This window comes from Methylocaldum sp. (assembly GCF_035627495.1).
Classification (GTDB): domain Bacteria; phylum Pseudomonadota; class Gammaproteobacteria; order Methylococcales; family Methylococcaceae; genus Methylocaldum.
This window is the reverse complement of record NZ_DASPLO010000150.1, coordinates 1-25,095: the sequence shown is the minus strand read 5'-3', so window position 1 is coordinate 25,095 and position 25,095 is coordinate 1. Positions and strand designations below refer to the sequence as shown.

Genomic DNA, 25,095 nt, shown 5'->3' with positions numbered 1-25,095 from the left:
CCCGGCTTCTTATTATTTCCGATCAACTTCAAGTATTTGGATTTATCTATGAATTTACTCGCCTCGGAAGTATTTGAACGTTTCAAGGCTCAGGGTTTGATCGTCGATCACCGCGGACCGGATCAAGCTATCCGCCGCCTTGCGCCTATCGAAGACTGCGCGCCCGGGGATTTGGTGTTTGTGGATCATGTGAAATATCTTCCCCAAGTACGCGAACTAAAGCCTGCCGCGGTGGTGTCTACCGAGGCGATTGCCGCGGAATTGACCGATGCCGGGGTGTCTCTGCTGGTCGCGCCGAACGTTCGCTTGGCCATCGCGCTGCTCAAGCAGGCCTATGCCGACCGCGATGTGCGGGATGTCGAGTGGCCGCGGGTTCACCCTTCCGCCGTGATTCATGAGAGCGTCGCGGTTCCCGGCGATGCCGTGATCGGCCCCGGTGTCGTATTGGGCGCGGAGGTGAGTCTGGAGCCCGGCGTCGTCATCATGGCGAACACCGTGGTGGAAAAGAAGGCGAAAATCGGGCGAGAGACGGTGATCCACCCGCGCTGCACCGTCGGCTACGAGTGCGAGATCGGCGCCAACGTCATCTTGAAGGCGGGCTGCGTTATCGGCTCCGAAGGTTTCGGTTTCGCCCAGGACGAGCGTCGCCGCAATTACCGCATCCCGCACACCGGCAAGGTCATCATCGAGGACCGCGTGGTGATCGGCGCGAACACCAATATCGATCGAGCCACCTACGGAGCCACCATCATCCGCTCCGGGGCCGTGGTCGATGCCCTCTGCCATATCGGGCACAACGTGGAAATCGGCGAGGACTGCATCCTCTGCGCTCACACCGGCATTTCCGGGTCGACCCGGTTCGGGAAGAGGGTCATTGCTTCCGGCCAGACCGGAACCTTGGACCATATCACCGTGGCCGACGATGTCGTGCTGCTCCATCGCGCCGGGCTCCACAACAGCATCAAGGAACCCGGCATGTACGCCGGCGGGCCGGCTCAGCCCCTACAGCAATATCTGAAGAACATGGCGGTGTTTCCCCGTTTGCACGAGATGTGGACGCGGCTGAAGAATCTGGAGAAGAAGATTGCGGAGTTGGCGAAGACGGAGTAATTCCAAATCGCTTTCAATAAGGAATTAATTTTTGTAGGGTGGGTTAGGCTGCGAGGCCGTAACCCACCAAGTGACCTCGAATCGGTGGGTTACGCTTCGCTAACCCACCCTACAATTAATGTTCACTCGAATGCCGAATGGAATAATTGTTATGGACCGGCGTAAGCGTTTCCTAGCCGGAACGCCGGAAACGCTTCGCTTATTCCAGCCTACAAAGTCGTAGGTCGGCAATCCTTTGCCGCCACGTCCGTCTTACAAAATCGATGTACCCATGAAAATCGCCACTTGGAACGTTAACTCTCTGCGCGTGCGCCTGCCTCATGTCTTGAATTGGTTGGGGCAGGAGCAGCCGGACGTGCTCGCCGTTCAGGAAACGAAAATGACCGATCCGGAGTTTCCGGTCGCGGAATTGGCCGAAGCCGGCTATCGGGCGGTTTACAGCGGACAGAAAACGTACAACGGCGTGGCCGTGCTCAGCAAGCTTGATGTCTGCAATCCGGTAACCGATCCGGCGGGTTTCGACGATCCGCAGCGGCGCATTCTTGCCGTCACCGTAGCCGGCTGCCGAATCGTCAATCTCTACGTGCCGAACGGCGGGGAGGTGGGTTCGGACAAGTACGTCTACAAGCTGGACTGGTTGTCCAAGATGCGTGATTACCTGCGCCTTGAATTGGAATGTCACCCGCGCTTGATTGTACTGGGCGATTTCAACATCGCACCCGAGGACAGGGACGTGTACGATCCCGAGTCCTGGCGCGAGAGGATTCTGTGCAGCACGCCGGAGCGTGAGGCGTTTCGCACCTTGCTCGACTTGGGTTTGACCGACGTTTTTCGGCGTTTCGAACAGGCCGAGAAGAGCTACACCTGGTGGGATTACCGTCTTTATGCGTTCCGTCGCAACATGGGGCTGCGCATCGATCACATTCTTGTTAGTTCTGCATTAGGCGAAAACTGCCTGGCCTGCCGCATCGATGTCGAGCCAAGGAGGCTCGAACGGCCGTCCGATCATGCGCCGGTGGTGGCGGAGTTCCGGGCCTGATCGGAGGCGGTTTCCGTAAAGGGGGCGGATTCTATTCGATGCGGATCCTCTGAAAGTTCCCGATTTCCGTGACCCAAATGATGCCGTCACCCGGCTGTCCCGTGTGACCATTGGCAAGAATTATCCCGACGATTTCATCCACCTTGTCGTCCGGGGCGACGATCTCGACCCGGACCTTGGGCGAAAAGTCGGTTAATTCCTCCCGTATGCTGTGGCTAACTTCCGGTTCGTCATGCTGGCTGCAACCTTCCACCCGGCTCACGGTCATCCCCGGAAAGCCGCGCATCTGGCGGAAGGCGTTTCTGAGCTTCCCCAGTCGCTGGGGCTGGATGATGGCTTTGATTTCTTTCATGATGACTCCTTAATCAGCGCGTGTTTCAAAAGCGTCACGAGCGAACCGCGCAGTAGCTTTTAAACACGCTTTCACGCTTCGATGCGTTTTTCTTCGAACCATCGGTAAAGGGTCGGCAACACTACCAGGGTGAGCAAGGTGGAGGTGATCAACCCGCCGATCACCACGATCGCCAGAGGGCGCTGGACTTCGGAGCCGGGCCCGGTGGCGAACAGGAATGGCACCAGACCCAGCATGGCGACGGTGGCGGTCATCATCACCGGCCGAAACCGTTGCTTGCAGCCTTCGATGATGGCCTCCCGCTGGATCAGTCCTTCCTCGCGGAGACTCCTGATGTAGGACACCAGAACCACCCCGTTGAGCACCGCGATGCCCCACAGGGTGATAAAGCCGACTGAGGCCGGCACCGATAGATATTCTCCGGTGAGGAACAGCGAAAAGATGCCGCCCATCGAGGCGAACGGCAGGACCAGGATGATGAGGGCCGCGAAACGCAGCGAGTTGAACAGCAGAAACAACAGGAAAAAGATTGCCGCGATGGTGATGGGAATAATCACCATCAGGCGGTGCATGGCCCGGTCGAGGTTTTCGAATTGTCCACCCCAGGTGAGGTAATAACCTTCCGGTAGCTTTACTTGTTCGGCGATGGCTTTTTGCAGTTCCGCGACGAAACCGCCCAAATCCCGGCCTCGCACGTTCGCGCCGATCACCAGGCGGCGCCGGGCGCTGTCGCGGCTGACCTGCGCGGGTCCGTCCACGACTCGAATGGCGGCCAGGTCTTTTAGTGGCACCAAGGCGCCGTTGGGGGATTTCAGCAGAATTTGCCCGATGGCCTGCGGATTATTCCGGAATTTTTCCGGAAACCGGACCACCGCCGAAAATCGCCGCTCGCCCTCATAGATTTCGGTGCTGACGCGGCCGCCGATCGCGGTCTCGATGATGTCGTTGATGTCGGCCACGTTGATGCCATGGCGGGCGATGGCTCGGCGGTCGATGTCGATGGTGAGGTACTGTTGTCCGCTTACCCGCTCGACGCGGATGTCCGCGGCGCCTTCGATCGAGTTGACCACCTTTATGATTTCGTCGGCTTTTTGCTTCAGCAACTCCAATTCGTCGCCGAAAAGCTTGATGGCGATATCGGAGCGCACTCCGGTCACCATTTCGTCCACCCGGTCCGAGATCGGCTGCGCCATTACGATCTGCACGCCCGGCAGGACGCTGAGCTTGTCGCGGATGGCGTCCATTACGTCGTTCTGATCCCAGCCCTCCGGAAGCTGGTCCCGGGGCTTGATCGTCACGATGGGCGTGGATTCGTTTTCCGGTTGCGGATCGGTAGGGCTTTCGCTACGTCCCAACTGCGATACCGCTTTGGCCACTCCCGGTACTTCCGTCACCAGGCGCATGGCTTCGCTCTCCAGGCGGATCGACTCGTCCAGCGACATGCTCGGGACCCGATTGATGCCGGGTACGATGGAGCCTTCTTTCATCTCCGGAATGAAGGACGTACCCAGGAACGGAAACAGCAAAAGGCTGCCGATCAGCAAAGCGATCGCGCTCGCAACCACCTTCAGCGGGTTGCCCAAAGCAAAGTGCAACAACTTCAGATAAGGCCGCTTCATGGACGCGATGATGCGCGTATCGTGGTCCGCCCCGCCTTCGAGCAGGTAAGAGCACAGCACCGGCGACAAGGTGAGCGACACGATCAGGGAGATGAACAATGCGATCGCGATGGTGTAGGCCAGCGGCGCGAACATCTTGCCTTCCAGTCCCGTCATCGTCATTAGCGGCAGGAACACCAGGCAGATGATGCCCACACCGAACAGTACCGGCGTGCCCACCTCGGCAGCGGCACGCAATACGATCAAGCTGCGGCTTTCGCCGGTCTCTTCGGCCTCGCCCAAGTGGTGAAAGGCGTTCTCCACCACCACGACCGAACCGTCCACCATGATGCCGATGGCGATGGCGAGCCCGCCGAGAGACATGAGGTTGGCCGAGATTCCGTAGCGGTTCATCACCATGAAGGTAACCAGCGGCGTGATGATCAGCGTCGCCACCACGATCAGGCTGGAGCGGATATCGCCCAAGTACAGGAACAGCACTACCACCACCAGGAAGATGCCTTCCATCAATACCTTGGTCACCGTGTGGATCGCCGCGTCCACCAGGTCGGTGCGATCGTAGAACGGTACGATTTTGAGACCGCCCGGCAGCATCCCTTGTTCGTTGATTTCATTGATCCGCTCCTTGACTTGGGTGACGATTTGCTTGGCGTTGCCGCCGCGGATCATCAAGACGATGCCGCCTACCGCCTCGGTATAGCCGTTCTTGATGACGGCCCCAGAGCGCACCGCATGACCGATGCGCACCTCGCTCACGTTGTGGATGTAGACGGGGGTGCCGTCGATTTCCTTGAGGACGATGTTGCCGATATCCTCCACATTGTGAATCAAGCCGATCCCGCGGATGAGGTACTGCTCGGCGTATTGCGGCAATTTGCCGCCGCCGCTGTTGGCGTTGTTGAGCGCCAGCGCCGTATAGACGTCCTTCAGGGTCAGGCCGTAGTGGCGCAAGCGGTCGGGATTGGGAAGGACCTGGTACTGGCGTTCCAAGCCTCCGATCGAGTTGATTTCGGCGACACCGGGAATGCCGCGGAGCAGGGGGCGCACCACCCAATCCTGTATGGTTCTGCGCTCGGTCAGTTCCTCCTCGGTCAGGGCGCGTTCACCGTCGTCGGGCCGCTCCAGCGTGTATTGGTAGACTTCGCCCAGGCCGGTGGAAACCGGTCCGAGGATGGGCGTGACGCCTTCCGGCAAGCGGTCCGCCGCTTGGATCATGCGTTCGAGCACCAGCTGCCGGGCGAAATAAACATCGGTTTCATCGGTAAACACCAGGACGATCTGCGACAAGGCGTTGCGGTTCACCGAGCGCATTTCGACCAGGCCGGGAAGCCCCGTCATGGCGATTTCCAGGGGTACGGTCACGAAGCGTTCCACTTCCTCCGCAGAGCTGCCGGGAACCTCGGCCGCTACCTGAACCTGAACATTGGTCACATCGGGAAAGGCATCCACGGACAGCTGCTGCATCGCCGAAATACCGAACGCCAGAAGACAGACCGCGATTATCAGAACCACCACCCGCTGCTTGAGCGCGGTGCGGATCAAGTTTTCGATCATGGCTTACTCCAGTTCCTTGCGGATACGTTCGTTGTTCAGATGGAATGCGCCGTCGACGACAATCCGCTGTCCTTCGGTAAGTCCCGCGATCACCCGGCGAAGTCCACCCAGATCCGGCCCCAGGGACACCGGCGTCAATATGAATTGGTTTTCGGAATCCTGTACGAAGACATAGTCGCGGTCGCCGGTTCTCACGACGGCTTTGGATGGAATATTGAGCGAGGTTATTCGCGGTCTGTGAATGACCATGGTCGCCAGCATCTCCGGCTTGATCTTGCGCTCCGGGTTTTTGACCTCCATGCGGACGGTCACCGTGCGAGTCGAGGGATTGACGATATCCGCCACGTAAATCACCGTGCCGGTGATCTTCTGCCCGGGCAGGGCCGGAATTTGCACCTCGGCATTACCCCCCGTTTCGACCAGATAGGCTTGCTGCTCCGGCGCTTCGGCGACCACCCATACCTCAGACAGATCGGCTACCGTGAAAAGGTCGTCGGCGGGCTGAGCGATCTGGCCGATGGAAATTTCCCGTTCGATAACCGTTCCCGACAGAGTGGCCGTGACCGGGATCACCGAGTCGATCTGGCCGCTGCTCGACAAGCGCCGAATCGCTTCCTCGCTCATCCCCATCACCGCCAATTGATCGGCGCTGGCCCGGAGTTCCACCTCGACTTCCGTCAGCTCGCTTTCGCGCTCGTGGAGTTCCGCGCGGCTGATAACGTCGGCTTCCAGCAGCCGGCGCGCCCGGTCAACCGCCAGCCGACGCAGGTTCATCTGAGTCTTGGCCTTCAAATAAGCGGCTTGAGCGATGCTCAGTTCGGTGCTGTTGATGGTTCCCAAGTGCTGGCCTTGCCGCACGTTTTGTCCAACGAAGGCCGTGACATCGGTCACCCGGCCGCTTACGCTCGGCCCAACGCGAGCCACCCGGTGCTCGTTCAACATGACCCGGCCCGGCAGGTGAAGGGTTTCGCCAATCTCCGCCGATGCGACCGGCGCGATTTTGAGCCGTTGAAGCAACGAGGGGGGCGCCATAACGGCAATCTCGGCGGTTGTCTCGGCCTTTTGGGATTCCTGCTGTCCGAAGACGGGCCAGACGCCCAGAGCAAGCAGCGTGAAAAGGATGACTTTTTTCATAATGGCTGATCCTGATATTCCTGGGCCCGAAGCCGCTCGATTTCTAGAAGCGCGGCGTTCTTGTCGAACAAGGCATTGATATAGTCGACGCGCACCGCCTGAAAGGTGCGCTGGGCATCCAAATAATCGAGAATGCCTCGTTCTCCGAGGCGATAGGCGGCTTCGGCGACTTTCAGCGCAGTTTCCGCTTCGCGCAGGAGTCCGGATTCGAAGGCCTCGATCTGCTGATTTGCAATGCGGTAGGCGGTAATCGCGGTATCCAGTTCGTACATTAGGCTCAACTGCTGCTGATTCGCTTGAGCGTCCGCTCGCGCCCGCTCGGCGGCGGCCCGGGCAATGGGGCCCTGTCGCTGGTTCCATAAAGGAAGCGGAAGACTGACGTCGACCCGCCACTGCTCCAGGCCGGGCTCCCGGTAGACACCGGTCCTAAGGGTCGGCTGGGGATATCGCAGCGCCTGTTCCAACTCCAGCTGAGACTTCGCCCGCTCGACTTCCGCGCGCGCCCGGACCAGGGCCGGGTGATTCTGCAATACGCTGTCCCGGAGTCTGTCGAGATCTAGGGGGGGCTCTTCGGATGAACGCAACTCGCCGGTGATTTCCACCTGGGAAGGCAGCGCTCCGCCGACCAGGGCGCGCAGGGCGGCTTTGGCCTGTTCGACGCGCAACGCGGCGCTCTCCCGGTTTTTGGTGGCTCCGAGCAGTTCGGCTTCCGCCTTGACCAGTTCATAGCGTGAGGCTTCACCGACGTCGACGCGCAACCTGATCTTGTCGCGTATGGACGCCAGAAGCTCCCGGTTGGACTCCGTCATTCGAAGCAGTTCCTGCAGCCTCAGGATGGCGTAGAACGCCTGCTTGGCCCTGGTCAGCACGTCGAGGCTGACGGCCCGGTAGGATGCGGTGGCCGATTCCACGCCGGCTTCGCCGGCTTCCCGGCGGGGGCGGCGGACGAACGGAAGTTCGATAGGCTGGAGGATATCGACGCCGCCTAAAACGCCGCGCATGACGCCCGAGTCTCGGGCCACCGATTCACCTGCCCCGACTTGAAGCTCAGGGTTGGGATAGGCTTTTGCGGTAATCAGATCCCCCTCCGCTCCCTGTATTTGGGTGCGGGCAGCGACAAGCTCGGGATTGTTCTTGATGGTCAGGTCAAGTATTTGGCTCAGGGTCAAAGGCTCGCCGGCCAAAGCCGATCCGAGTACGGCTAAGGCTAGCGGCCCACAAATATATAAAAAAGATTGCCGTCGGCGCTGAAACATGCATCTCCTCAAGCTTCTGGGTTCGGAACAAAAGGCGCGACTACACGGCGGATCGGATCCGCTGTGCACGCTCAGGCGGCAGATCAAGGCGTGCCGCCGGTCAAAACAGAAGGCGATGGATCAGAGTCGGCGCGGAGGCGGGACTGTCGGTTCGGAAATCCAGTCCGTAGCTATGGCCTCGCCGGTGGCGAGAATCTTCGCATGAGGACGCAACAACAGATAACGATAGGAAGAGGGCGGATACCGGTCGGTGTCATGGCCGTCATCGTCGTCGACGGACGACTGATGTTCGGCGGATGGCTTCCGATCTTTATGGGGGTCGGACTTATTCTCTTCCTGCGCAGAAAATTCTGCGGTGACGGGCGCGAGGTAAGGAAAATCGGTAACGGACTGAAAGCGGGAAATTAGAATGAGAGCGCAGAAAAAGCCGATAAGGATTATTGAGCCGACACGTTCCTTAGGAAAGAATGCAAAGATTGTGATGGGTGCCCAAGGTTGCATTATTCTTGAAATAAAGTGAGCGGATCAGCCAATACGAAAGCGGAAACAACGCCCGAATTCTAACCACCGTCCCCATCGTTTACAAACCAATCGTCTTAAATAAACCGTTCCAAATCGGTGATAAAACCCTGTAAGCCACGAGAATTACGGGGATATACCGGTTGATGTCGGAAAAATGCCTCCCTCATTTCATGGATGAGGATGATGCCCAATAAAACAGTATGTTATCGAACAATCCGGGGGTGTTTTTCGTGCCCCGCGAAAAGCGGATCGTGGCGTCAAAAGCGGAACTCTCGATATCGTTGAAAATCGGGTCAGGCCCGCGCGCAAGCCCAGACGTCGACCCGGGCGACGCCCGCTCGGCGTAACGCTCCGGCGAGTTCGTTCACCGTCGCGCCGGTGGTGATTACATCATCCAAAATGGCCACGTATTGATGTGTGAGGGGAGTTTTGACCGCGAAGGCGTTGCGCAGGTTTTTACGGCGCTCTTTGGCCGAAAGCTCGGCCTGGGCCGCGGTCGATCGGATGCGATAGCAACTACGTAGATCAAGCGGAATGTCCAATCGGCGTGATACCGTGCGCGCGATTTCGCTGGCTTGGTTGAAGCCGCGTTGGCGATACCGGCTAGGGTGCAAGGGAACCGGCATGATTGCGGAAGGCTTTTCTTGCAGTGCCGCCAGCTTTTCCGCCATCAGGGTGCCCAAGAGTCGCCCGCAAGGATAACGGGCGCCGAACTTGAGTGAGTGGATCAGGTGGCGAACAGGTTCGTCGTAGCGGAACAGGGCAAAGGCGGAATCGAAAGCCGGCAATTTTTTCTGGCAGCGTCCGCAAGCCTGCGGAGTCGGCGACTCGATCGGAAGCGCGCAGCGCGGGCACGCCATTGTGTTGTAAGGCAGAGACCGCAGGCAGTCCGGGCAAAGATCGAGCCCCGGCCCGCCCCGATCGCCGCATAGCAAACAGGTGGGTGGATAGAGCCAATCCTGTATAATGTTCGGCCACTTGTTCACGTCTTTCGGTTTTTGAAGTTAACAGCATTTGATCGCCGGTTTCGGCCACAGCCCAAATCTTTTCCGGAGTAGCCATGAAAATAGCAGAAGAGTCCCAGGTGGATTTAGCGGCCCACGAGTATTTTGCGGATTGTCTGCTGCGCCACGATTGGCGATTGGATGAGGTCGAGGCGTTATTCGCCCTGCCGTTCAATGATCTTGTCTACCGGGCGCAAACCGTTCACCGGCAAAATTTCGATCCGAACGAAGTCCAGGTCAGCAGTCTCTTGAGCATCAAGACCGGCGCTTGTTCGGAAGACTGCGCCTACTGTCCGCAGAGTGTCCGTCACGACACGGACCTGAAGCGCGAAGAGCTGATGCCTTTGGATGCCGTTCTGAGCGCGGCGCGTACGGCCAAGGCGCAGGGCGCCACGCGCTTTTGCATGGGAGCGGCTTGGCGCAGCCCGAAAGACCGTGATGTCGAGCGGGTTTGCGAGATGATCGAGAACGTAAAGTCCTTGGGTTTGGAAACCTGCGTCACCTTGGGCATGCTGACCGATGGCCAGACGCAACGGCTTAAGCAGTCCGGGCTCGATTATTACAACCACAATCTGGACACTTCGGAAGAGTATTACTCCAAGATCATCACGACCCGCACCTACCAGGATCGTCTCGATACGCTGGAACGCGTACGCGATGCCGGCATCAGCGTGTGCTGCGGCGGAATCGTCGGGATGGGGGAGAGCGACAAGGATCGCGCCGAGTTGCTCCTGGAATTGGCGAATCTGCCGAAACATCCCGAGAGCGTGCCCATCAATATGCTGGTTCAGGTCGAAGGTACGCCCCTGGCCGGGTTGTCCAAACTGGATTCTTTCGTGTTCGTGCGGACCGTCGCCGTGGCGCGCATCCTGATGCCGAAGTCGCGGGTGCGTTTGTCCGCCGGGCGCACGGACATGAGCGACGAGACCCAAGCCCTGTGCTTCCTCGCCGGAGCCAATTCCATTTTCTACGGCGAAAAGCTTTTGACCACGGAGAATCCGGCGGCCGAGAACGATAGGCGGCTTTTCCAGCGCTTGGGTCTTCGGATGTCCGGATACGTAGACCAGGTTTGAGCATTTTTCCAGAATTGCAAAAGTCGCTGGAAAATCATGTGGCGTAATTGGCTGCGCGGCCAACTCGACGAACTCGAAGGACGGGGGCTTTACCGCCGGCGCCGGGTTATCGAAGGACCTCAGGGCGTCGAAGTAATCGTCGACGGACGAAAACTGATCAACTTCTGCAGCAACGATTATCTTGGCTTGGCGAATCACCCGGATGTCGTTAATGCGTTCCGGCAGGGAGCCGAGCGTTATGGGGTCGGGGCCGGTGCGGCCCATCTGGTCTGTGGTCACGGTCGTGCCCATCATGCGCTGGAGGAGGAGTTGGCCGAGTTCACCGGCAGGGATCGCGCCTTGCTGTTTTCCACCGGTTACATGGCCAATCTCGGCGTGATTTCTGCCCTGGTAGGGCGCGGCGATTATGTTTTTGAGGATCGGCTCAATCATGCTTCACTGCTCGATGCCGCGCGGCTCTCGGGGGCTCGGCTCAAGCGTTATCCTCATTCCGATCCTGCCGGATTGAAGAGCGATCTGGGCGCCTCCGCCGGAAAGCGATGCCTCATAGCGAGCGACGGGATCTTCAGCATGGATGGCGATTTGGCGCCGGTTCCCGCTTTGGCGGATTTGGCCAAGCAGTGCGGAGCTCTGCAGGTGATCGACGATGCCCACGGCTTGGGGGTGATTGGCGACGGCGGGCGAGGCAGCTTGGCGCGGTTCGGTTTGACTCAGGACGACGTGCCGGTGCTTGTCGGCACCCTCGGAAAGGCATTCGGCACTTTCGGCGCTTTCGTTGCCGGAAGCGCCGACCTCATCGAGTTCCTAATCCAGCGCGGCCGTACCTACATTTACACGACGGCATTGCCGGCGGCCGTGGCGGAAGCGACCCGAGCCAGTCTGCGCCTGGTTCAGGAGGAATCCTGGCGGCGGGATAGGTTGAACTACTTGGTGCATCGTTTCCGCGCGGGGGCCATGCAGATGGGGCTGCGTCTCATGGAATCCGATACGCCCATTCAGCCGGTTGTCGTGGGCGACAACCAGAATGCCGTACGGGCGAGCGAGGTTCTATTGTCGGCCGGCTTCCTGGTCGCCGCCATTCGACCGCCTACGGTTCCGGCGGGTACGGCGCGGTTGCGATTCACATTTACTGCGGAGCATACCGAGGCTCAGGTGGACAGGCTTTTGGAAGCGCTGGCCAATTTGCCGCCCGAGATGCTTGGTATCGATGAGCGTCAAAATAAGCTGATGATCGCCGCAGATCACTCGTTTTCCGTGAGTGGTTCGGCATGAGGAAGCGAGGGCTGTACTGGGAAACCTTTGGTCAGGGTGACGATTTGGTTCTGGTGCACGGCTGGGGGATGCACAGCGGAGTCTGGCGGGATTTCGTGGAGACGCTGGCCCAAAAGGTTCGCGTCACGGTGGTTGATCTCCCGGGGCATGGGCGTAGCGGAGATGTCGGCGACTTTTCCCTAACCAATCTTGCTGATGTCTTGCTGACGATCGCGCCGGAGCATGCCCATTGGTTGGGATGGTCGCTGGGGGCTCTGCCCGTGCTGCATATCGCGGATCGGTGCCCGAGCCGCGCCAAGAGCGTGATTATAATGGCCGGAAATGCGCGTTTCGTAGCCGAGAATGACTGGCCCGGTGTCGATCCCGCGCTGCTCGCCCAATTTGCCTCGGACTTGGAAGGAAATTATGAAGGCACGATTCGGCGTTTCCTTGGCCTGCAAACGTTCGGCATGGAGAACTCAAGGCTGCTGGTCAAAGAGCTTGCTGCGCGGGTCACCGAGTGCGAACCGCCCGACCAGGCTGCTTTACGCGGCGGATTGAGTCTGCTGCGGCATGCCGATTTGCGCGATGCATTGCGTCGTTTGACTATTCCGAGCTTAGTTATTTTGGGGGCGCGTGACCGTTTGGTTCCCAAAGCCGCCGGAGCGTCCATGCAAGCGCTGAACTTTCGAAGCGAGTTGCATGTGATCGATGGGGCGGCGCATCTGCCGTTTATTACTCATCCTGCCGAGACCGCTTCGCTGGTCACGAACTTCATTGCTCGACATGATGGCCGCTGATTTACTGCAAACAGGCGAAATCGACTCCAACTGCCGTCCCGATAAGCGGTTGGTCGGTCGCTCCTTCAGTGCCGCGGCGGAGCGTTACGATGGGTTGGCCGATTTGCAACGGACGGTAGGCGAGAGGCTGCTGTCCCGCCTATCGCGCTTGAGCCTCTCTCCGGATCGAATTGTGGATGTCGGTTCGGGAACCGGGTATCTGGCTACACGGTTGATGGACTTATATCCAGCGGCCGATCTCGTCGCTTTGGACATCGCCGAGGGCATGCTGCGCTTTGCGCGATCGCGGTACAGCGAGCTAGGAGCGGGGCGATTGGTTTGCGGCGATGCGGAGGCGCTGCCTTTTCGGGATGGTTCGATAGATTTGGTTTTTTCCAACGTGGCGATTCAATGGTGTTCCGGCTTCGAATCCGTTTTTCGCGAGATGGCGCGTGTTTTGAAGCCGGGCGGCATCGTTCTTTTCAGTACGTTTGGCCCCACGACTCTGCGGGAACTGCGGTCGGCTTGGGCTTCGGTCGACGATTACTCCCACGTCAATCCGTTCGGCGACTCGACGGCGCTGACATCCGCTTTGCGAAAAGCCGGATTTCAAGAGTTTGACGTTGGCGGTGAGATTAATAGGTTGGAATACAACTCCGTTTACGACCTGATGCGCGAGCTGAAAGGCTTGGGAGCTCACAACGTAACGATCGACCGAGCGCGCCATTTGACGGGTAAGGGCGCATTGCAGCGCATGGTCGCGGCCTATGAAAGCCAATCGGCCGGCGATGGCATAAAGGCCACCTTTGAGGCCATTTACGGTTATGCCAGAGGTCCCGCGGTATGTCTTTGAAGGCGTGCAGTATTTTTGTGACGGGGACCGACACCGGGGTTGGTAAGACGATCGTAACCGTGGGCTTAATGCGTCTGTTGAAAGGCGCGGGATTGAGCGTGGCGGGTATGAAACCGGTGGCTGCCGGAGCATTTTTGCAGGATGGCCGGTTGGTCAACGAGGATGCCTTGTTGCTTCAGGCAAATGCATCAGTCCGGTTGGACTACAATCAGGTCAATCCGTTCGTTTTCGAGCCGCCGGTCTCGCCCCATATCGCCGCCAAAAAGGCAGGCCAAGAAATCGACCTCCAGCATATCCGTCGGGCCTACGAGGAAGTGGCGAAGGTTGCCGATTGCGTGGTGGTGGAAGGCGTCGGCGGCTGGGAGGTCCCTTTGAATGAACGGCAGCGGGTGGCTGATTTAGCCCGTGTACTCGGTCTGCCGGTACTGTTGGTGGTGGGATTGCGTCTCGGCTGTTTGAATCATGCCCTGTTGACCCAGCGCGCGATAGAAAATTCCGGTGTGAGCTGTATAGGCTGGATCGCCAATCAGATCGAACGGGATTTTTTATTTTCAGCCGAAAATCTCGAGACCTTGGAGAATTCGCTCAATTGGCCGTTGCTGACCGCCTTGCCGTTTCACGATGAACGAGAGGGGTTTGCTCAGGATATTTTCCCTACTTGGGCAAAGGATAATGTCTTGCATGCGCTCAGCTCATACGTTAAATTCTCATAGCTTAAGCTGGGCCGGCTGAAGGCCTATTTTTCAGGTGTTTTGGTTCTCTCTGCACCCGCTTAAGGGTGGCTACTTTGGCTCATGAAGTGAGCCGAGGTCGGAGGTTCAAATGATCGAGTCAGAGCAGGATGCTAGGGCCGGCAGCCAGCGATTCGTATTGAAGCCGAACGCATCCCTGAACAGCCGGCAGGCGCTATTTTTGATGCTGGGTATCGCCTTGGTGATGGCCGTTATCGCGGGGGGCTTTGCATCAATGGGCGCCTGGCTTGTATTGCCTTTTTCCGGAGCAGAATGGGTTCTTTTGGCCTATTGCTTCAAGCTCGGGTTAAGGAGCTGTAGGGTTCGCGAAGTTATTACGATTACGGATACCTCGGTACTACTAGAGCGAGATTATGGCACGCCGGAGCAGAACTACCGATTCCAGCGTGCATGGGTGGTACTCGATTGGGCTAAAGCGCCGATAAAGGGGCACCCAAGCCGCTTGTCTTTTCGCTCCCACGGAAAAGAAGTCGAAATCGGCCGATTTTTGGTCGAATCAGAGCGTGTGGCGCTCGCGGGCGAATTGCGAAAGATTTTGTTTGATAGCAAGTGATTAAACACAAGGCATTTCTTTAAAGACTGAGGAGAGGGCTCCGTGAATAAGATAAGACGACTGCTTGTTGGTTTCGGGTTAGTGTTATGGGGGGAGGCTCATGCCGACTATACACTTAACTTGACGCCGGGCGTCACCGAGGTCAGCCGCGACATCTACGATCTACACATGTTGATCCTATGGATTTGCGTGGCGATCGGCGTTGGCGTGTACGGAATGATGGTTTACTCCATTATGCATCACCGGAAATCCAAAGGGGTGGTCCCGGCGCAGTTTCATGAAAACACGAAACTCGAGATCGTTTGGACAGTCATTCCTTTCCTCATTCTTCTAGTTATGGCCGTTCCCGCGACCAGCGTCATGGTCAAGGCTTATGACACCAGTGGCGCGGACATGACCGTAAAAGTCACCGGTTATCAGTGGAAATGGCGTTATGAATATCTCGATGAAGGCATCGATTTCTTCAGTTCGCTGGATGCGAAAAGCAACGAAGCCCGCCAGTTAGGCGCAAATATCGATCCCGCCTCGATCCCCAATTATCTGCTGAACGTCGATAATCCTTTGGTCATTCCGGTCAACAAAAAGATCCGTTTCCTGTTCACGGGTGCCGATGTGATCCACTCCTGGTGGGTGCCTGATCTCGGGTGGAAGAAAGATACCATTCCCGGTTTCGTAACGGACGGCTGGGCCAAGGTCGAGAAGCCGGGCGTTTATCGCGGTCAATGTACCGAGCTCTGCGGTCGCGATCATGCCTTCATGCCTATTGTCGTAATAGCCAAGACCAATGAGGAATACAAGCAATGGGTCGCCGAGCAGAAGGCCAAGGCCGAATCGGTTAAGGCAGAAGCCACCAAAAGTTTCACCATGGACGAACTGATGGCGAAAGGTCAGGAGGTTTATAACTCTAGCTGCGCGGGTTGTCACCAGGTCAATGGCGAAGGCATTCCGGGAACTTTCCCTGCGATCAAGAACAGCCCAGTTGCGACGGGCCCGATCAATGAGCACCTTAACGTGGTGCTGAAAGGCAAAGGGGAGATGATGCCGGCATTCGACGACTCGCTCAATCCCGCGGAAACGGCCGCCGTGGTGACTTATCAGCGGAACGCCTTCGGCAACAACAAGGGCGACATGGTTCAGCCGTCCGAAATTAAGTCGCAACATTAATCGATTAACAGTAGATGAGGTGAAATGCTATGTCATCAGCAGCGGCAACTCATGATGAGCACCACGACCATGGTCCCGCCAAGGGGATCCTGAGATGGGTGTTCACCACCAATCACAAGGATATCGGAACCTTGTACATGACGACGGCTCTGATCATGTTTCTGGTCGGCGGCGCTATGGCACTGATCATTCGTGCCGAGCTGTTCGCGCCCGGCATGCAGTTCGTGGATCCGATGTTTTTTAACCAAATGACCACGCTGCACGCACTTGTCATGGTGTTCGGTGCGGTCATGCCGGCTTTCGCGGGGTTGGCGAACTGGATGATCCCAATCATGATCGGTTCGCCGGATATGGCTTTACCGCGGTTGAACAACTGGAGTTTCTGGCTCCTGCCTTTCGCCTTACTACTCCTTGCGAGCACGCTGTTCATGGAAGGTGGCGCGCCGGCAGCCGGTTGGACGCTCTATCCGCCCTTGGTTCTTCAAGGCGGCGCGCACTTGCCTTTTGCCATCTTTTCCGTCCATTTGCTGGGTATTTCATCGATCATGGCATCGATCAATATCATCGTCACCGTGTTCAACATGCGAGCACCCGGCATGACCCTGATGAAAATGCCGTTGTTCGTGTGGACGTGGGTGATCACCGCCTTCCTCTTGATCGCGGTTATGCCGGTGTTTGCAGGTGCGGTGACCATGTTGCTGACTGATAAGTTCTTCGGCACCAGCTTTTTCAATGCGGCGGGCGGCGGCGATCCGGTGCTTTATCAACACCTGTTCTGGTTCTTCGGGCATCCCGAGGTTTACATCATGATTCTGCCCTCCTTCGGGGTGATTTCCATGGTCATTCCGACCTTCGCGCGTAAACCGCTGTTCGGTTATAGCTCGATGGTTTACGCCACGGCTTCGATCGGGTTCCTGTCTTTCATCGTATGGGCTCATCATCAGTTTACCGTTGGCATGCCGCTCGCCGGAGAGCTGTATTTCACCTACGCAACGATGTTGATCGCAGTGCCCACGGGAGTGAAAGTGTTTAACTGGATCTCCACGATGTGGAAAGGTGCGATGACCTTCGAAACGCCCATGCTATTTGCCATAGCTTTCGTGGTGTTATTCACGATGGGAGGCTTTACCGGCTTGATGATGGCTATTTCGCCGGTGGATTTGCAGTATCACGACACCTATTTCATCGTCGCTCACTTCCATTACGTGCTGGTGCCGGGGGCGGTATTCGCGCTCTTTGCCGCAACCTACTACTGGTTGCCCAAGTGGACCGGCCATATGTACGATGAGCGTTTGGGCAAGCTGCACTTCTGGCTCTCGACTATCTCGGTCAATCTGCTGTTCTTCCCGCAGCACTTCGTGGGACTGGCCGGCATGCCGCGCCGCATTCCGGATTATGCGATCCAGTTTGCCGAATTTAACGCTTGGTCGAGCGTAGGGGCCTTCGTTTTCGGCTTCTCGCAGTTGATCTTTGTCTACGTGATTATCAAGGCCGTTCGCGGCGGCGAGAAAGCTACCGACGAAGTTTGGGAAGGCGCCCAGGAGCACGGTTTGGAGTGGACACTGCCGTCTCCACCCCCTTACCACACCTGGACGACAGCGCCGGAAATTAAATAGGAACCTGCGCGAATTAGTCCCCGTCTTAAAAGGCGGGGACTTCGATTTAAGAAACTATGGATATCCGAAAAAAGAATGCACTGCTGGCGATCGTCATCGCGGTTATCGCTTTGATGCTCTATGTAGGTGCGATCCTTAAAGTAGTTACTACATCATCCGGCCAGTGAACAATTCAGAGAACAGAAAAGTCAATACGCGGCTGATTTGGTCGATCGTCTTGGTGGCTGTCGGAATGTTCGGTTTCGGCTTTGCTATGGTGCCGCTGTACAACGTGTTCTGTGAGCTTACGGGGCTAAATGGGAAAGTGAAAACGGAAGCGGTCGCAGAAGACGCCGCTTACGTGGCCGATCAGTCGCGGGAACTGACCATCGAATTCATCACGTCGGTTAATGAAAACATGCCTCTCGCTTTCCGGGCTGAAAAAAGCAAGATGAAGATACATCCGGGGCAGTATTACACCGTTAAGTTCTATGGCGAGAACACGACCGACAAGAAAATGATCGGGCGAGCCATTCCGAGCATCGCTCCCGGCGCAGCCTCGGAATACCTGAGCAAGGCAGAGTGCTTTTGCTTTTCCGAACAAGAATTCGAACCGCACAAATTGCGGGAAATGCCGGTTCGATTTGTGATTGACCCGTCCATACCAGAGAACGTGAAGGATCTGACGCTGTCTTACACGTTTTTCGACATCACTGAAAAGAACCGGAATTGACGAGAGAAAGATCAACAATTTCAAAAGCAGGGGAACGTAATGGCAACGAAAGACGCATACTATCTACCGCATAAAGCGAGCTGGCCTATCGTGGGGTCGATCGGCCTGACGACTTTGCTCGTGGGATTCGCTAATTTCCTTAACGGATCGAGCATCGGTGGAACTTTAATGGTGCTTGGGGCGGGCATCGTGATTTTCATGATGGCCGGCTGGTTTGGCTCGGTGATAAGGGAAAGCGTCGCCGGGCTGTACAACCAGCAGGTGGACGGTTCCTTCCGAATGGGGATGATTTGGTTCATTACCTCGGAAGTATTCTTTTTTGCCGCATTTTTTGGCGCGCTTTTTTATGCCCGCATTTACTCGGTGCCGTGGTTGGGCGGCGAGGGCAATTTCGCGGCCGGGGCAACCGGGGATCTTTGGCAGGGTTTTCAGGCGATTTGGCCGACGAACGGACCGGGGCAGGTAGGCGGTGAGTTCGAGCCCATGGGTGCCTGGGGCGTTCCGGCTCTGAATACTCTGATCCTTCTGAGCAGCGGTGGAACCGTGACCTGGGCGCATTGGGGTTTACTCGCGAATAATCGCGGACAACTGATCAAGGGTCTGATCGCTACGGTCGTACTGGGGTTCCTGTTCGTGATCCTGCAAGGGGTCGAATATCACGAAGCCTACAGTGAAATGGGTCTGACGCTAGGCTCCGGGATCTACGGTTCGACATTCTTCATGCTGACCGGATTCCACGGTATGCATGTGACCATCGGCGCGATTATCCTTACGGTTGTCTTGTTCCGGAGTATCCGCGGACATTTCAACCCGGAACATCATTTCGCGTTTGAGGCTGCCGCTTGGTATTGGCACTTTGTTGACGTGGTGTGGTTAGGCCTCTTCATTTTTGTCTACTGGCTGTAACTCGCCGCTGCCTTTTGCCAAAAAGGGCGCTACTCCTTCGGGTAGCGCCCTTTTTGTTTATCCCCCTGAAAACTGACAGGCTGTCGGGGCGATCATTGCCGCGTCACCGGAGGCGAGAGTCGTATTTCGTTGGTGAATAATCCGCCGATATCGACCCGATCAAAATGATAGTGGCGGTTGCAGAATTCACAATCAACCTCGACAGAATCCTCATGCTCCAAAATGGATTCGATTTCGCGGTGTCCTAGGGTATGCAGGACGGATTCGATGCGCTCCCGAGAGCACCCGCAGCGGAACGAGATCGGTTCCGAATCGAAAAGGCGTACCTTTTCTTCGTTAAAGAGCCGATACAACAGCTCTTGGCCGGGCAGATTCAGCAATTCCGCCTCCGTAACCGTATCCGCTAAATATTGAACGCGCGCCCAATCGTCAACCTCGCGTTGTTTGCCCGGCAGCTCTTGGATAAGGAGCCCTGCGGCGCGCTGTTCATCCGCGGCCAGCCAAAGTCGAGTCGCCAGTTGTTCCGAGCGTGAAAAATACGTCTGGATGGCTTCACCCAGATCACTTCCCTCCAGAGCAACGATGCCTTGGTAGGGCTCGGCATCCTCGTTCCGGACCGTCAACACCAAATGCCCGGGGCCGTAGATGTCCGGCAGCGTTTCTCCGGCAACTTCTCCGCGCCAGTGGGCGAGTCCGCGAATGGTTCGCTGGTGTGTTGCCTGCGCGACCAGGGTATGTAGCGGCCCGCGGCTCTGTGCCTGAAGAATCAGGGACCCCTTGAACTTAATGGTGGCCGACAGCAAAACCACGGCTACGAGCGCTTGCCCCAGTTGACTCTGAACGACCGGGGGATAAGGATGGCGCTCAAGTACAGCGTGCCAGCTTGCGTCAAGGCGCACGAGCTCGCCCCGTATTCCGAGATCTTCGAACACGAACCTTTGGAAACTGTCGAATTTACTCATCGTCTAATTCAAAACCTTAAAAGGAATGTAATGCATGCCGTCTGAGCCGGGAAAGTCCGTAGTCTACTAATTTCTGCTCGTACTGCGGTATTCGTGACAGCTTCTGATTGACCGACCAACGCAGGGTAAATTCCATGTTTACGAAAAAACTTTCACTGCCCGACGATCATTCGGCTCTGCCCGGACGAGCGGAAAAAATGCCGGTTCCGGAGTTGCACTTCGTCAATGGGCATAGAATGGAGCCGCCATATCCGGAAGGCGCGGAAATCGCCATCTTCGGACTTGGATGCTTTTGGGGCGCGGAGCGAAAATATTGGCAGGTGCCCAGCGTTTATGTGACGGCCGTCGGGTACGCCGGAGGAGTTACGCCTAATCCGACTTATGACGAAGTCTGTAGCGGGATGACCGGACACACCGAGGTAGTACGTGTGGTCTATGAGCCGGATAAAATCCGTTTTCAAGAATTGCTGAAAATCTTCTGGGAGTCTCACAACCCGACACAAGGTATGCGTCAGGGCAACGATATTGGCACACAGTACCGTTCGGTAATTTTCACTTACACGCCAAAACAGAGAGACTTGGCCGTCGCGTCCCGCGAAGCTTATCAGGCTGTTCTGAGCCGGAATGGGTATGGACGAATTACCACGGAGATCCGAGATGCCCCGGAATTCTACTACGCCGAGCCTTATCACCAGCAGTATCTGGCCAAGAATCCTAGTGGGTACTGCGGTTTAGGCGGGACGGGAGTAAGTTGCTCCAGCGAATTTGATACGGGTGTAAATGCCGCCACCGATTGATAGCACGTGACGCGTTTGGCTATGATCGGCTCTCCTCAAAATATTTTCGAGTTTCCATGAAAAGAATCCTATTGGTTGCTTTTTTTGCATTGATCCTCTCGGCCTGCGCGACCTCGCCTTTGGGGCGCACCCAATTTATGATGATGCCGGAAGATCAAGTCGCTCTCATGGGCTCCAAGGCTTTTGTCAACATGAAACAAAAGTTGCCGATCGATCAGAGCCCGCAAACGAATCAATACGTCGTCTGTGTAGCCGGGCCGTTGATCAAAGAGATCGGCGGCGAATGGGAGGTGGCGGTATTTCAGGATGATTCGCCCAACGCGTTCGCGCTGCCAGGCGGCAAAATCGGCGTACATACCGGCATACTGCGCGTGGCTCGGAACCAGGATCAACTCGCCGCTGTAGTGGCGCACGAAGTCGCGCACGTGCTTTCTCGACACTCCAACGAACGGATGTCGCAGCAGCTTGCCATGCAGCAAGGGCTGAATGCTGTCCAAGCCATAACCAATCCAACCAGTCAAACCGGGCAGGTAATGATGGGGGTATTAGGGCTCGGTGCCGAATACGGCGTTCTTTTGCCGTACAGCCGGCTACAGGAGAGTGAAGCCGATCTGCTCGGATTGGAGTTGATGGCCAGGGCAGGGTTTAACCCTCAGGAGAGCATCGACCTCTGGATCAATATGGAGCAAGCAGGCGGCGGGCAGCCTGTGGAGTTCCTTTCAACCCATCCGTCCCACGCGACCCGGATGCAGGATCTCAAGCAAAACATGCCGAAAGCCATGGAAATATATCGGAGCGCACAGGCGATGGGGAAGAACCCCCGTTGCGGCCGTTGAATTGAATGCAGCGAATGCGCTTTCGTCTAAAAGAAAAAAGTGCAGGGAAATCAGTCCCTGCACGTCAAGAGGAGGATTGTGAGCACTACACGTGCGTCTGGTCTCTGCTAGGAGCAGTTCCTAACAAGTGGCTAAAATTTTATCAACGGCGACTTGTATAGGAAATGTGACAAATTGTCGCGCTTAAAACTGTATTGAGTAATAAAAGTAAACAATATTCCGGAAAATAAAAAAGGCAGAAGAACCAATCTTCTGCCTTCGAGGAGGCTATAGCGCACAGCTACAGATAGCATCTGATCGTCGGCTCTCGCCATAGCGCTGGTTCCTTAAGCGCCAGAAACTATGGTTCTATACTAGCAGCGACCTTTCTATTCAAAAATGTGACAAATTGTCGCATTCGCCCAACAAAGTCAGCCGTTTACAATCCGCTCCATGAATTCGAACCCGTTAATGAATATTCCCACTCCGGCGGACACGGAAACCGACGCCCGCCAGAACCTCCGCTGGCTGTTTGTTCTGCGCAATCTGATGATTGCCGGCCAAGCGTTAATCGTGCTGATCAGCGTCTATGGTTTGGAGATACCGCTTCGCGAAGTGCCTCTCACGGCTATCATGACGGCGCTTGGAGGGTTCAACTGGTGGACATGGTTAAGGCTCGGCAATCCCCGGCCGGTTGCCGAGATGGAGTTGTTCGTTCAGCTTTCGTTCGACGTCCTGGCCATTACCGCCATTCTTTATTTCACTGGCGGTGCGACCAATCCCATGGCCTGGTTTTTCCTGCTTCCGCTGATTATCGCGGCTACCGTGCTGCCCCAGTCTTACACCTGGTACATGGTGATATTCACCTCGGGGTGTTACACGGTGCTCATCGGTTTTTACCAGCCGCTTCCCGATATTCAGCCCATGATGTTGCAAGGTGACGCCTCGCCGGCCGTTCAAGCCTTGATGGAGCATCACGACATTGAGCTGCACGCATTCGGCATGTGGTTCGGTTTTGTATTTAGTGCCGTGCTGGTGGCCTATTTCGTCGTGGAGATGGCCAAGACGCTTAGAGAGCGCGAGCGCCGATTGGCCGAGGCCCGCGAACAGGCATTGCGCAACGAAAGAGTTGTGGCGCTGGGTACCCTGGCGGCCGGTGCCGCCCACGAAATGGGTACTCCGTTGGGGACTATGGCGATTCTCATTCATGAAATAGAAAGCGAGTGCGAGGGCGCGAAACAGGATGATTTGTCGGAAAAGATGAAAATCCTGCGGGAGCAGGTGACTCGCTGCAAAAAAGCTCTTTCGGTCATGTCGGCCTCGGCCGGTGAGATTCGAGCGGAATCAGGACGCGTGATGCCGTTGACGACCTATTTGGACGAGACGGTGGATAGCTGGCGGAAACAGCGTCTCAACGCCGAATTGGACTGCGAAAAGGCCGGACCTCTGCCTCCGCCGTGCATTCTGGCTGAGGATACGCTAACCCATGCACTGCTTAACATTCTGAACAATGCCGCCGATGTGTCCCCCCGAGGTATAAAACTTCGTGCCCGCTGGAGCTTTGAGCGTGCGACCTTGGAGATTCTTGACCAAGGACCCGGTATCGCCCCCACGCTTTCGCAACGGCTGGGCAAGGCACCTATCACCACCAAAGAGCACGGCTTAGGTGTGGGCCTGTTTTTGGCGTTTGCCACTATCGAGCGACTGGGTGGTCGAATCGAAATGTTGCCTCGTGCCGAGGGCGGTACGTGTACCCACATCGAGCTTCCGTTGCTGCGTCCGAATCAATGCCTATGAACAGCACAAAATCCGCACCTGAAAATCCATCCCCCAGTTTATTGTTGGTCGATGACGATCCCACATTCTGCGGGGTTTTGAAGCAAGCCCTCGAGAAGCGCGGGTTCGAAGTGCACGCCGCTCAGGACATCGAGGCTGGCGTCTCGCTGGCGGAGCACATGGAGCCCGAATACGCGGTGATCGATTTGCGCATCGGCCACGATTCGGGGCTGGTCTTGGTCAGACGGCTCCACGAACTCGACGCCAACACCCGCATCGTCGTGCTAACCGGATACGCTAGTATCGCCACGGCCGTCGAAGCCATAAAGCTGGGCGCCATCCAATATCTCACCAAGCCCGCCGATGCCGACGAGATCGTCGCGGCGCTCCACAAGGATCAAGGCGATGCAACTGTCGAAATCAAGGAAAAGCCGCTCTCCGTACGGCGTTTGGAGTGGGAGCACTTGCAGAAGGTCCTGATCGAGCACGGCGGTAACATCTCCGCCGCGGCGCGAGCTCTCGGGATGCACCGGCGTACCTTGCAGCGGAAGTTGGATAAGCGGCCGGTGAGGGAGTGAGGCAACTATTGCAAGTCAACGGTCTTTAGTCACAAAGAAACAAAAAAGGGGATCCCAAGATCCCCTTTTCTTCGACTACTGATGCTAATTACATCAATTAGTCTTGGCGGCAGCTCGCTGGCTCATATTTCGACGGATTTACAGCACACGACCACATTACGGTGGAGGCGGAACCATTCCATGAACCGGAAAGCGTTACTGTTACATTTGTGTTTCCTGTTTCAGCATTCACGCTGGCGATATTAATTATACCTGAAGCGGTAGTAATCGCCGCGGCACTGATCTTTCCAGCAGCCGCTGGGGCAGCGATTCCGGTTGCGGCCAGTGCGCCTGCATTTTGAGAATTTTCGGTAATCGCAGTCTTGACGGCACTTGCCGCTAAAATGAGTTCAGAGACCTTGGCTCTAACGGTGTAGTCCTGATAGGCAGGTATCGCTACGGCGGCCAGAATACCGATGATTGCGACCACAATCATCAATTCGATCAGTGTGAAACCCTTTTGTATCGTTTTCATTTCTTACCTCGATTGTAAAAAAACCAAACAGAGTGTTTGCAGCGAGAGATACGCAAACGGCGTGCCTAATCCCTTTTGGAGTTCCCGAGAAGGAATAGTCGAACAAAAAGTCTAGTAGAATTATAAAAAATCAGGATTTTCTCGGCTCAGCGTCGCGTTTAATAACAGGCGACTCCGGAATTAGCAGGGGCAAGACAAGCACTAAATTCGTAAGAAGCGCGGCTATTGAGGCAGATTGTGACGCTGAGCGTCAGTGTTGAATTTAGAGTAATGGTCAAATTTTGTGTACGGGGCGGACTCAGGCGGCGATTTTCTCGGCGTCTTCCCGAACTCCGTCCTTGAACACGACTCCCTCGATAACCTGAGCCAAGCGGGGAATGCCATTGAGTTTTCGCCAGTGCCGC

Annotated in this window: 24 protein-coding genes; 17 read left to right on the top strand and 7 right to left on the bottom strand. The window is 56.6% G+C overall.

Translation table 11 applies throughout. The features are described 5' to 3' along the window. The first annotated feature begins 48 nt into the window (after positions 1-48). Together lpxD and xth are read left to right on the top strand one after the other, a co-directional pair. Entirely contained in the window at positions 49-1,110 is a 1,062-nt protein-coding gene (gene lpxD / locus VEB01_RS12260; protein WP_324875815.1) for a UDP-3-O-(3-hydroxymyristoyl)glucosamine N-acyltransferase, read from the top strand. Between the two features lie 271 nt (positions 1,111-1,381). Then, positions 1,382-2,149, top strand: coding sequence for an exodeoxyribonuclease III (gene xth / locus VEB01_RS12255; protein ID WP_324875813.1), 768 nt, complete (start codon positions 1,382-1,384; stop codon positions 2,147-2,149). 31 nt (positions 2,150-2,180) lie between these two features. Here the strand turns inward: xth and VEB01_RS12250 are convergent, their stop codons facing one another. From VEB01_RS12250 to VEB01_RS12235, 4 genes are all read right to left on the bottom strand, one after another. Then, entirely contained in the window at positions 2,181-2,501 is a 321-nt protein-coding gene (locus VEB01_RS12250) for a P-II family nitrogen regulator (protein WP_324875811.1), read from the bottom strand. 71 nt (positions 2,502-2,572) lie between these two features. Further along, on the bottom strand, positions 2,573-5,674 hold the full coding sequence (locus VEB01_RS12245) for an efflux RND transporter permease subunit (RefSeq protein ID WP_324875810.1): 3,102 nt from the start codon (positions 5,672-5,674) through the stop codon (positions 2,573-2,575). 3 nt (positions 5,675-5,677) lie between these two features. Continuing rightward, complete coding sequence (locus tag VEB01_RS12240; protein WP_324875808.1) at positions 5,678-6,808, bottom strand: efflux RND transporter periplasmic adaptor subunit; 1,131 nt, start codon at positions 6,806-6,808, stop codon at positions 5,678-5,680. Continuing rightward, positions 6,805-8,064 carry a TolC family protein gene (locus VEB01_RS12235; RefSeq protein WP_324875806.1) on the bottom strand — a complete coding sequence of 420 codons (1,260 nt, stop codon included), beginning with the start codon at positions 8,062-8,064 and terminating at the stop codon, positions 6,805-6,807. Before VEB01_RS12235 ends, VEB01_RS12240 begins: the two co-directional genes overlap by 4 nt. Before the next feature lie 201 nt (positions 8,065-8,265). On the opposite strand from VEB01_RS12235, the gene VEB01_RS12230 reads away from it, so the two are divergent. Further along, on the top strand, positions 8,266-8,472 hold the full coding sequence (locus VEB01_RS12230) for a hypothetical protein (RefSeq protein ID WP_324875804.1): 207 nt from the start codon (positions 8,266-8,268) through the stop codon (positions 8,470-8,472). A gap of 407 nt (positions 8,473-8,879) precedes the next feature. Here VEB01_RS12230 and VEB01_RS12225 read toward each other — a convergent pair whose 3' ends face one another. Next, complete coding sequence (locus VEB01_RS12225; protein WP_324875802.1) at positions 8,880-9,572, bottom strand: ComF family protein; 693 nt, start codon at positions 9,570-9,572, stop codon at positions 8,880-8,882. Positions 9,573-9,646: 74 nt separating this feature from the next. Between VEB01_RS12225 and bioB the strand changes: the two genes are divergently transcribed. From bioB to VEB01_RS12175, 10 genes are all read left to right on the top strand, one after another. Next, the gene (gene bioB / locus VEB01_RS12220) at positions 9,647-10,663 is read left to right on the top strand and encodes a biotin synthase BioB (RefSeq protein WP_324875801.1); all 1,017 of its coding nucleotides are present in this window, start codon (positions 9,647-9,649) and stop codon (positions 10,661-10,663) included. A gap of 36 nt (positions 10,664-10,699) precedes the next feature. Further along, positions 10,700-11,935: an 8-amino-7-oxononanoate synthase gene (bioF, locus tag VEB01_RS12215; RefSeq protein WP_324875800.1), complete on the top strand. Its 1,236-nt coding sequence runs from the start codon at positions 10,700-10,702 to the stop codon at positions 11,933-11,935. Next, on the top strand, positions 11,932-12,714 hold the full coding sequence (bioH, locus tag VEB01_RS12210) for a pimeloyl-ACP methyl ester esterase BioH (RefSeq protein ID WP_324875799.1): 783 nt from the start codon (positions 11,932-11,934) through the stop codon (positions 12,712-12,714). The genes bioF and bioH overlap by 4 nt, the downstream gene beginning before the upstream one ends. Next, on the top strand, positions 12,701-13,546 hold the full coding sequence (gene bioC, locus VEB01_RS12205; protein WP_324875918.1) for a malonyl-ACP O-methyltransferase BioC: 846 nt from the start codon (positions 12,701-12,703) through the stop codon (positions 13,544-13,546). Before bioH ends, bioC begins: the two co-directional genes overlap by 14 nt. A gap of 17 nt (positions 13,547-13,563) precedes the next feature. Continuing rightward, positions 13,564-14,259: a dethiobiotin synthase gene (gene bioD / locus VEB01_RS12200; RefSeq protein ID WP_324875796.1), complete on the top strand. Its 696-nt coding sequence runs from the start codon at positions 13,564-13,566 to the stop codon at positions 14,257-14,259. A 109-nt stretch (positions 14,260-14,368) separates the two neighbouring features. After that, complete coding sequence (locus VEB01_RS12195; protein ID WP_324875795.1) at positions 14,369-14,851, top strand: DUF2244 domain-containing protein; 483 nt, start codon at positions 14,369-14,371, stop codon at positions 14,849-14,851. 42 nt (positions 14,852-14,893) lie between these two features. Next, positions 14,894-16,015, top strand: a complete 1,122-nt coding sequence (coxB, locus tag VEB01_RS12190; RefSeq protein WP_324875794.1) for a cytochrome c oxidase subunit II — start codon at positions 14,894-14,896, stop codon at positions 16,013-16,015. Positions 16,016-16,044: 29 nt separating this feature from the next. After that, positions 16,045-17,631: a cytochrome c oxidase subunit I gene (gene ctaD, locus VEB01_RS12185; RefSeq protein WP_324875792.1), complete on the top strand. Its 1,587-nt coding sequence runs from the start codon at positions 16,045-16,047 to the stop codon at positions 17,629-17,631. A gap of 163 nt (positions 17,632-17,794) precedes the next feature. Further along, positions 17,795-18,343: a cytochrome c oxidase assembly protein gene (locus tag VEB01_RS12180; RefSeq protein WP_324875790.1), complete on the top strand. Its 549-nt coding sequence runs from the start codon at positions 17,795-17,797 to the stop codon at positions 18,341-18,343. 39 nt (positions 18,344-18,382) lie between these two features. Beyond that, positions 18,383-19,249: a cytochrome c oxidase subunit 3 gene (locus VEB01_RS12175; protein ID WP_324875788.1), complete on the top strand. Its 867-nt coding sequence runs from the start codon at positions 18,383-18,385 to the stop codon at positions 19,247-19,249. Between the two features lie 92 nt (positions 19,250-19,341). On the opposite strand, the gene hslO is transcribed toward VEB01_RS12175, so the two are convergent. Then, entirely contained in the window at positions 19,342-20,211 is an 870-nt protein-coding gene (gene hslO / locus VEB01_RS12170; RefSeq protein WP_324875786.1) for an Hsp33 family molecular chaperone HslO, read from the bottom strand. Between the two features lie 134 nt (positions 20,212-20,345). Here hslO and msrA point away from each other — a divergent pair, with 134 nt between their 5' ends. The 4 genes from msrA to VEB01_RS12150 all read left to right on the top strand — a co-directional run bounded on the left by msrA (position 20,346) and on the right by VEB01_RS12150 (position 24,177). Beyond that, positions 20,346-21,008, top strand: coding sequence for a peptide-methionine (S)-S-oxide reductase MsrA (msrA, locus tag VEB01_RS12165; protein ID WP_324875784.1), 663 nt, complete (start codon positions 20,346-20,348; stop codon positions 21,006-21,008). Between the two features lie 56 nt (positions 21,009-21,064). Beyond that, positions 21,065-21,844 carry a M48 family metallopeptidase gene (locus tag VEB01_RS12160; RefSeq protein WP_324875782.1) on the top strand — a complete coding sequence of 260 codons (780 nt, stop codon included), beginning with the start codon at positions 21,065-21,067 and terminating at the stop codon, positions 21,842-21,844. 450 nt (positions 21,845-22,294) lie between these two features. Further along, positions 22,295-23,620 carry an ATP-binding protein gene (locus VEB01_RS12155; RefSeq protein ID WP_324875780.1) on the top strand — a complete coding sequence of 442 codons (1,326 nt, stop codon included), beginning with the start codon at positions 22,295-22,297 and terminating at the stop codon, positions 23,618-23,620. Continuing rightward, on the top strand, positions 23,617-24,177 hold the full coding sequence (locus VEB01_RS12150) for a response regulator transcription factor (RefSeq protein ID WP_324875778.1): 561 nt from the start codon (positions 23,617-23,619) through the stop codon (positions 24,175-24,177). Before VEB01_RS12155 ends, VEB01_RS12150 begins: the two co-directional genes overlap by 4 nt. Before the next feature lie 97 nt (positions 24,178-24,274). Here the strand turns inward: VEB01_RS12150 and VEB01_RS12145 are convergent, their stop codons facing one another. Then, positions 24,275-24,691 (bottom strand): pilin, encoded by a 417-nt coding sequence (locus VEB01_RS12145; RefSeq protein WP_324875777.1) that lies wholly within the window; start codon positions 24,689-24,691, stop codon positions 24,275-24,277. Between the last annotated feature and the right edge of the window lie 404 nt (positions 24,692-25,095).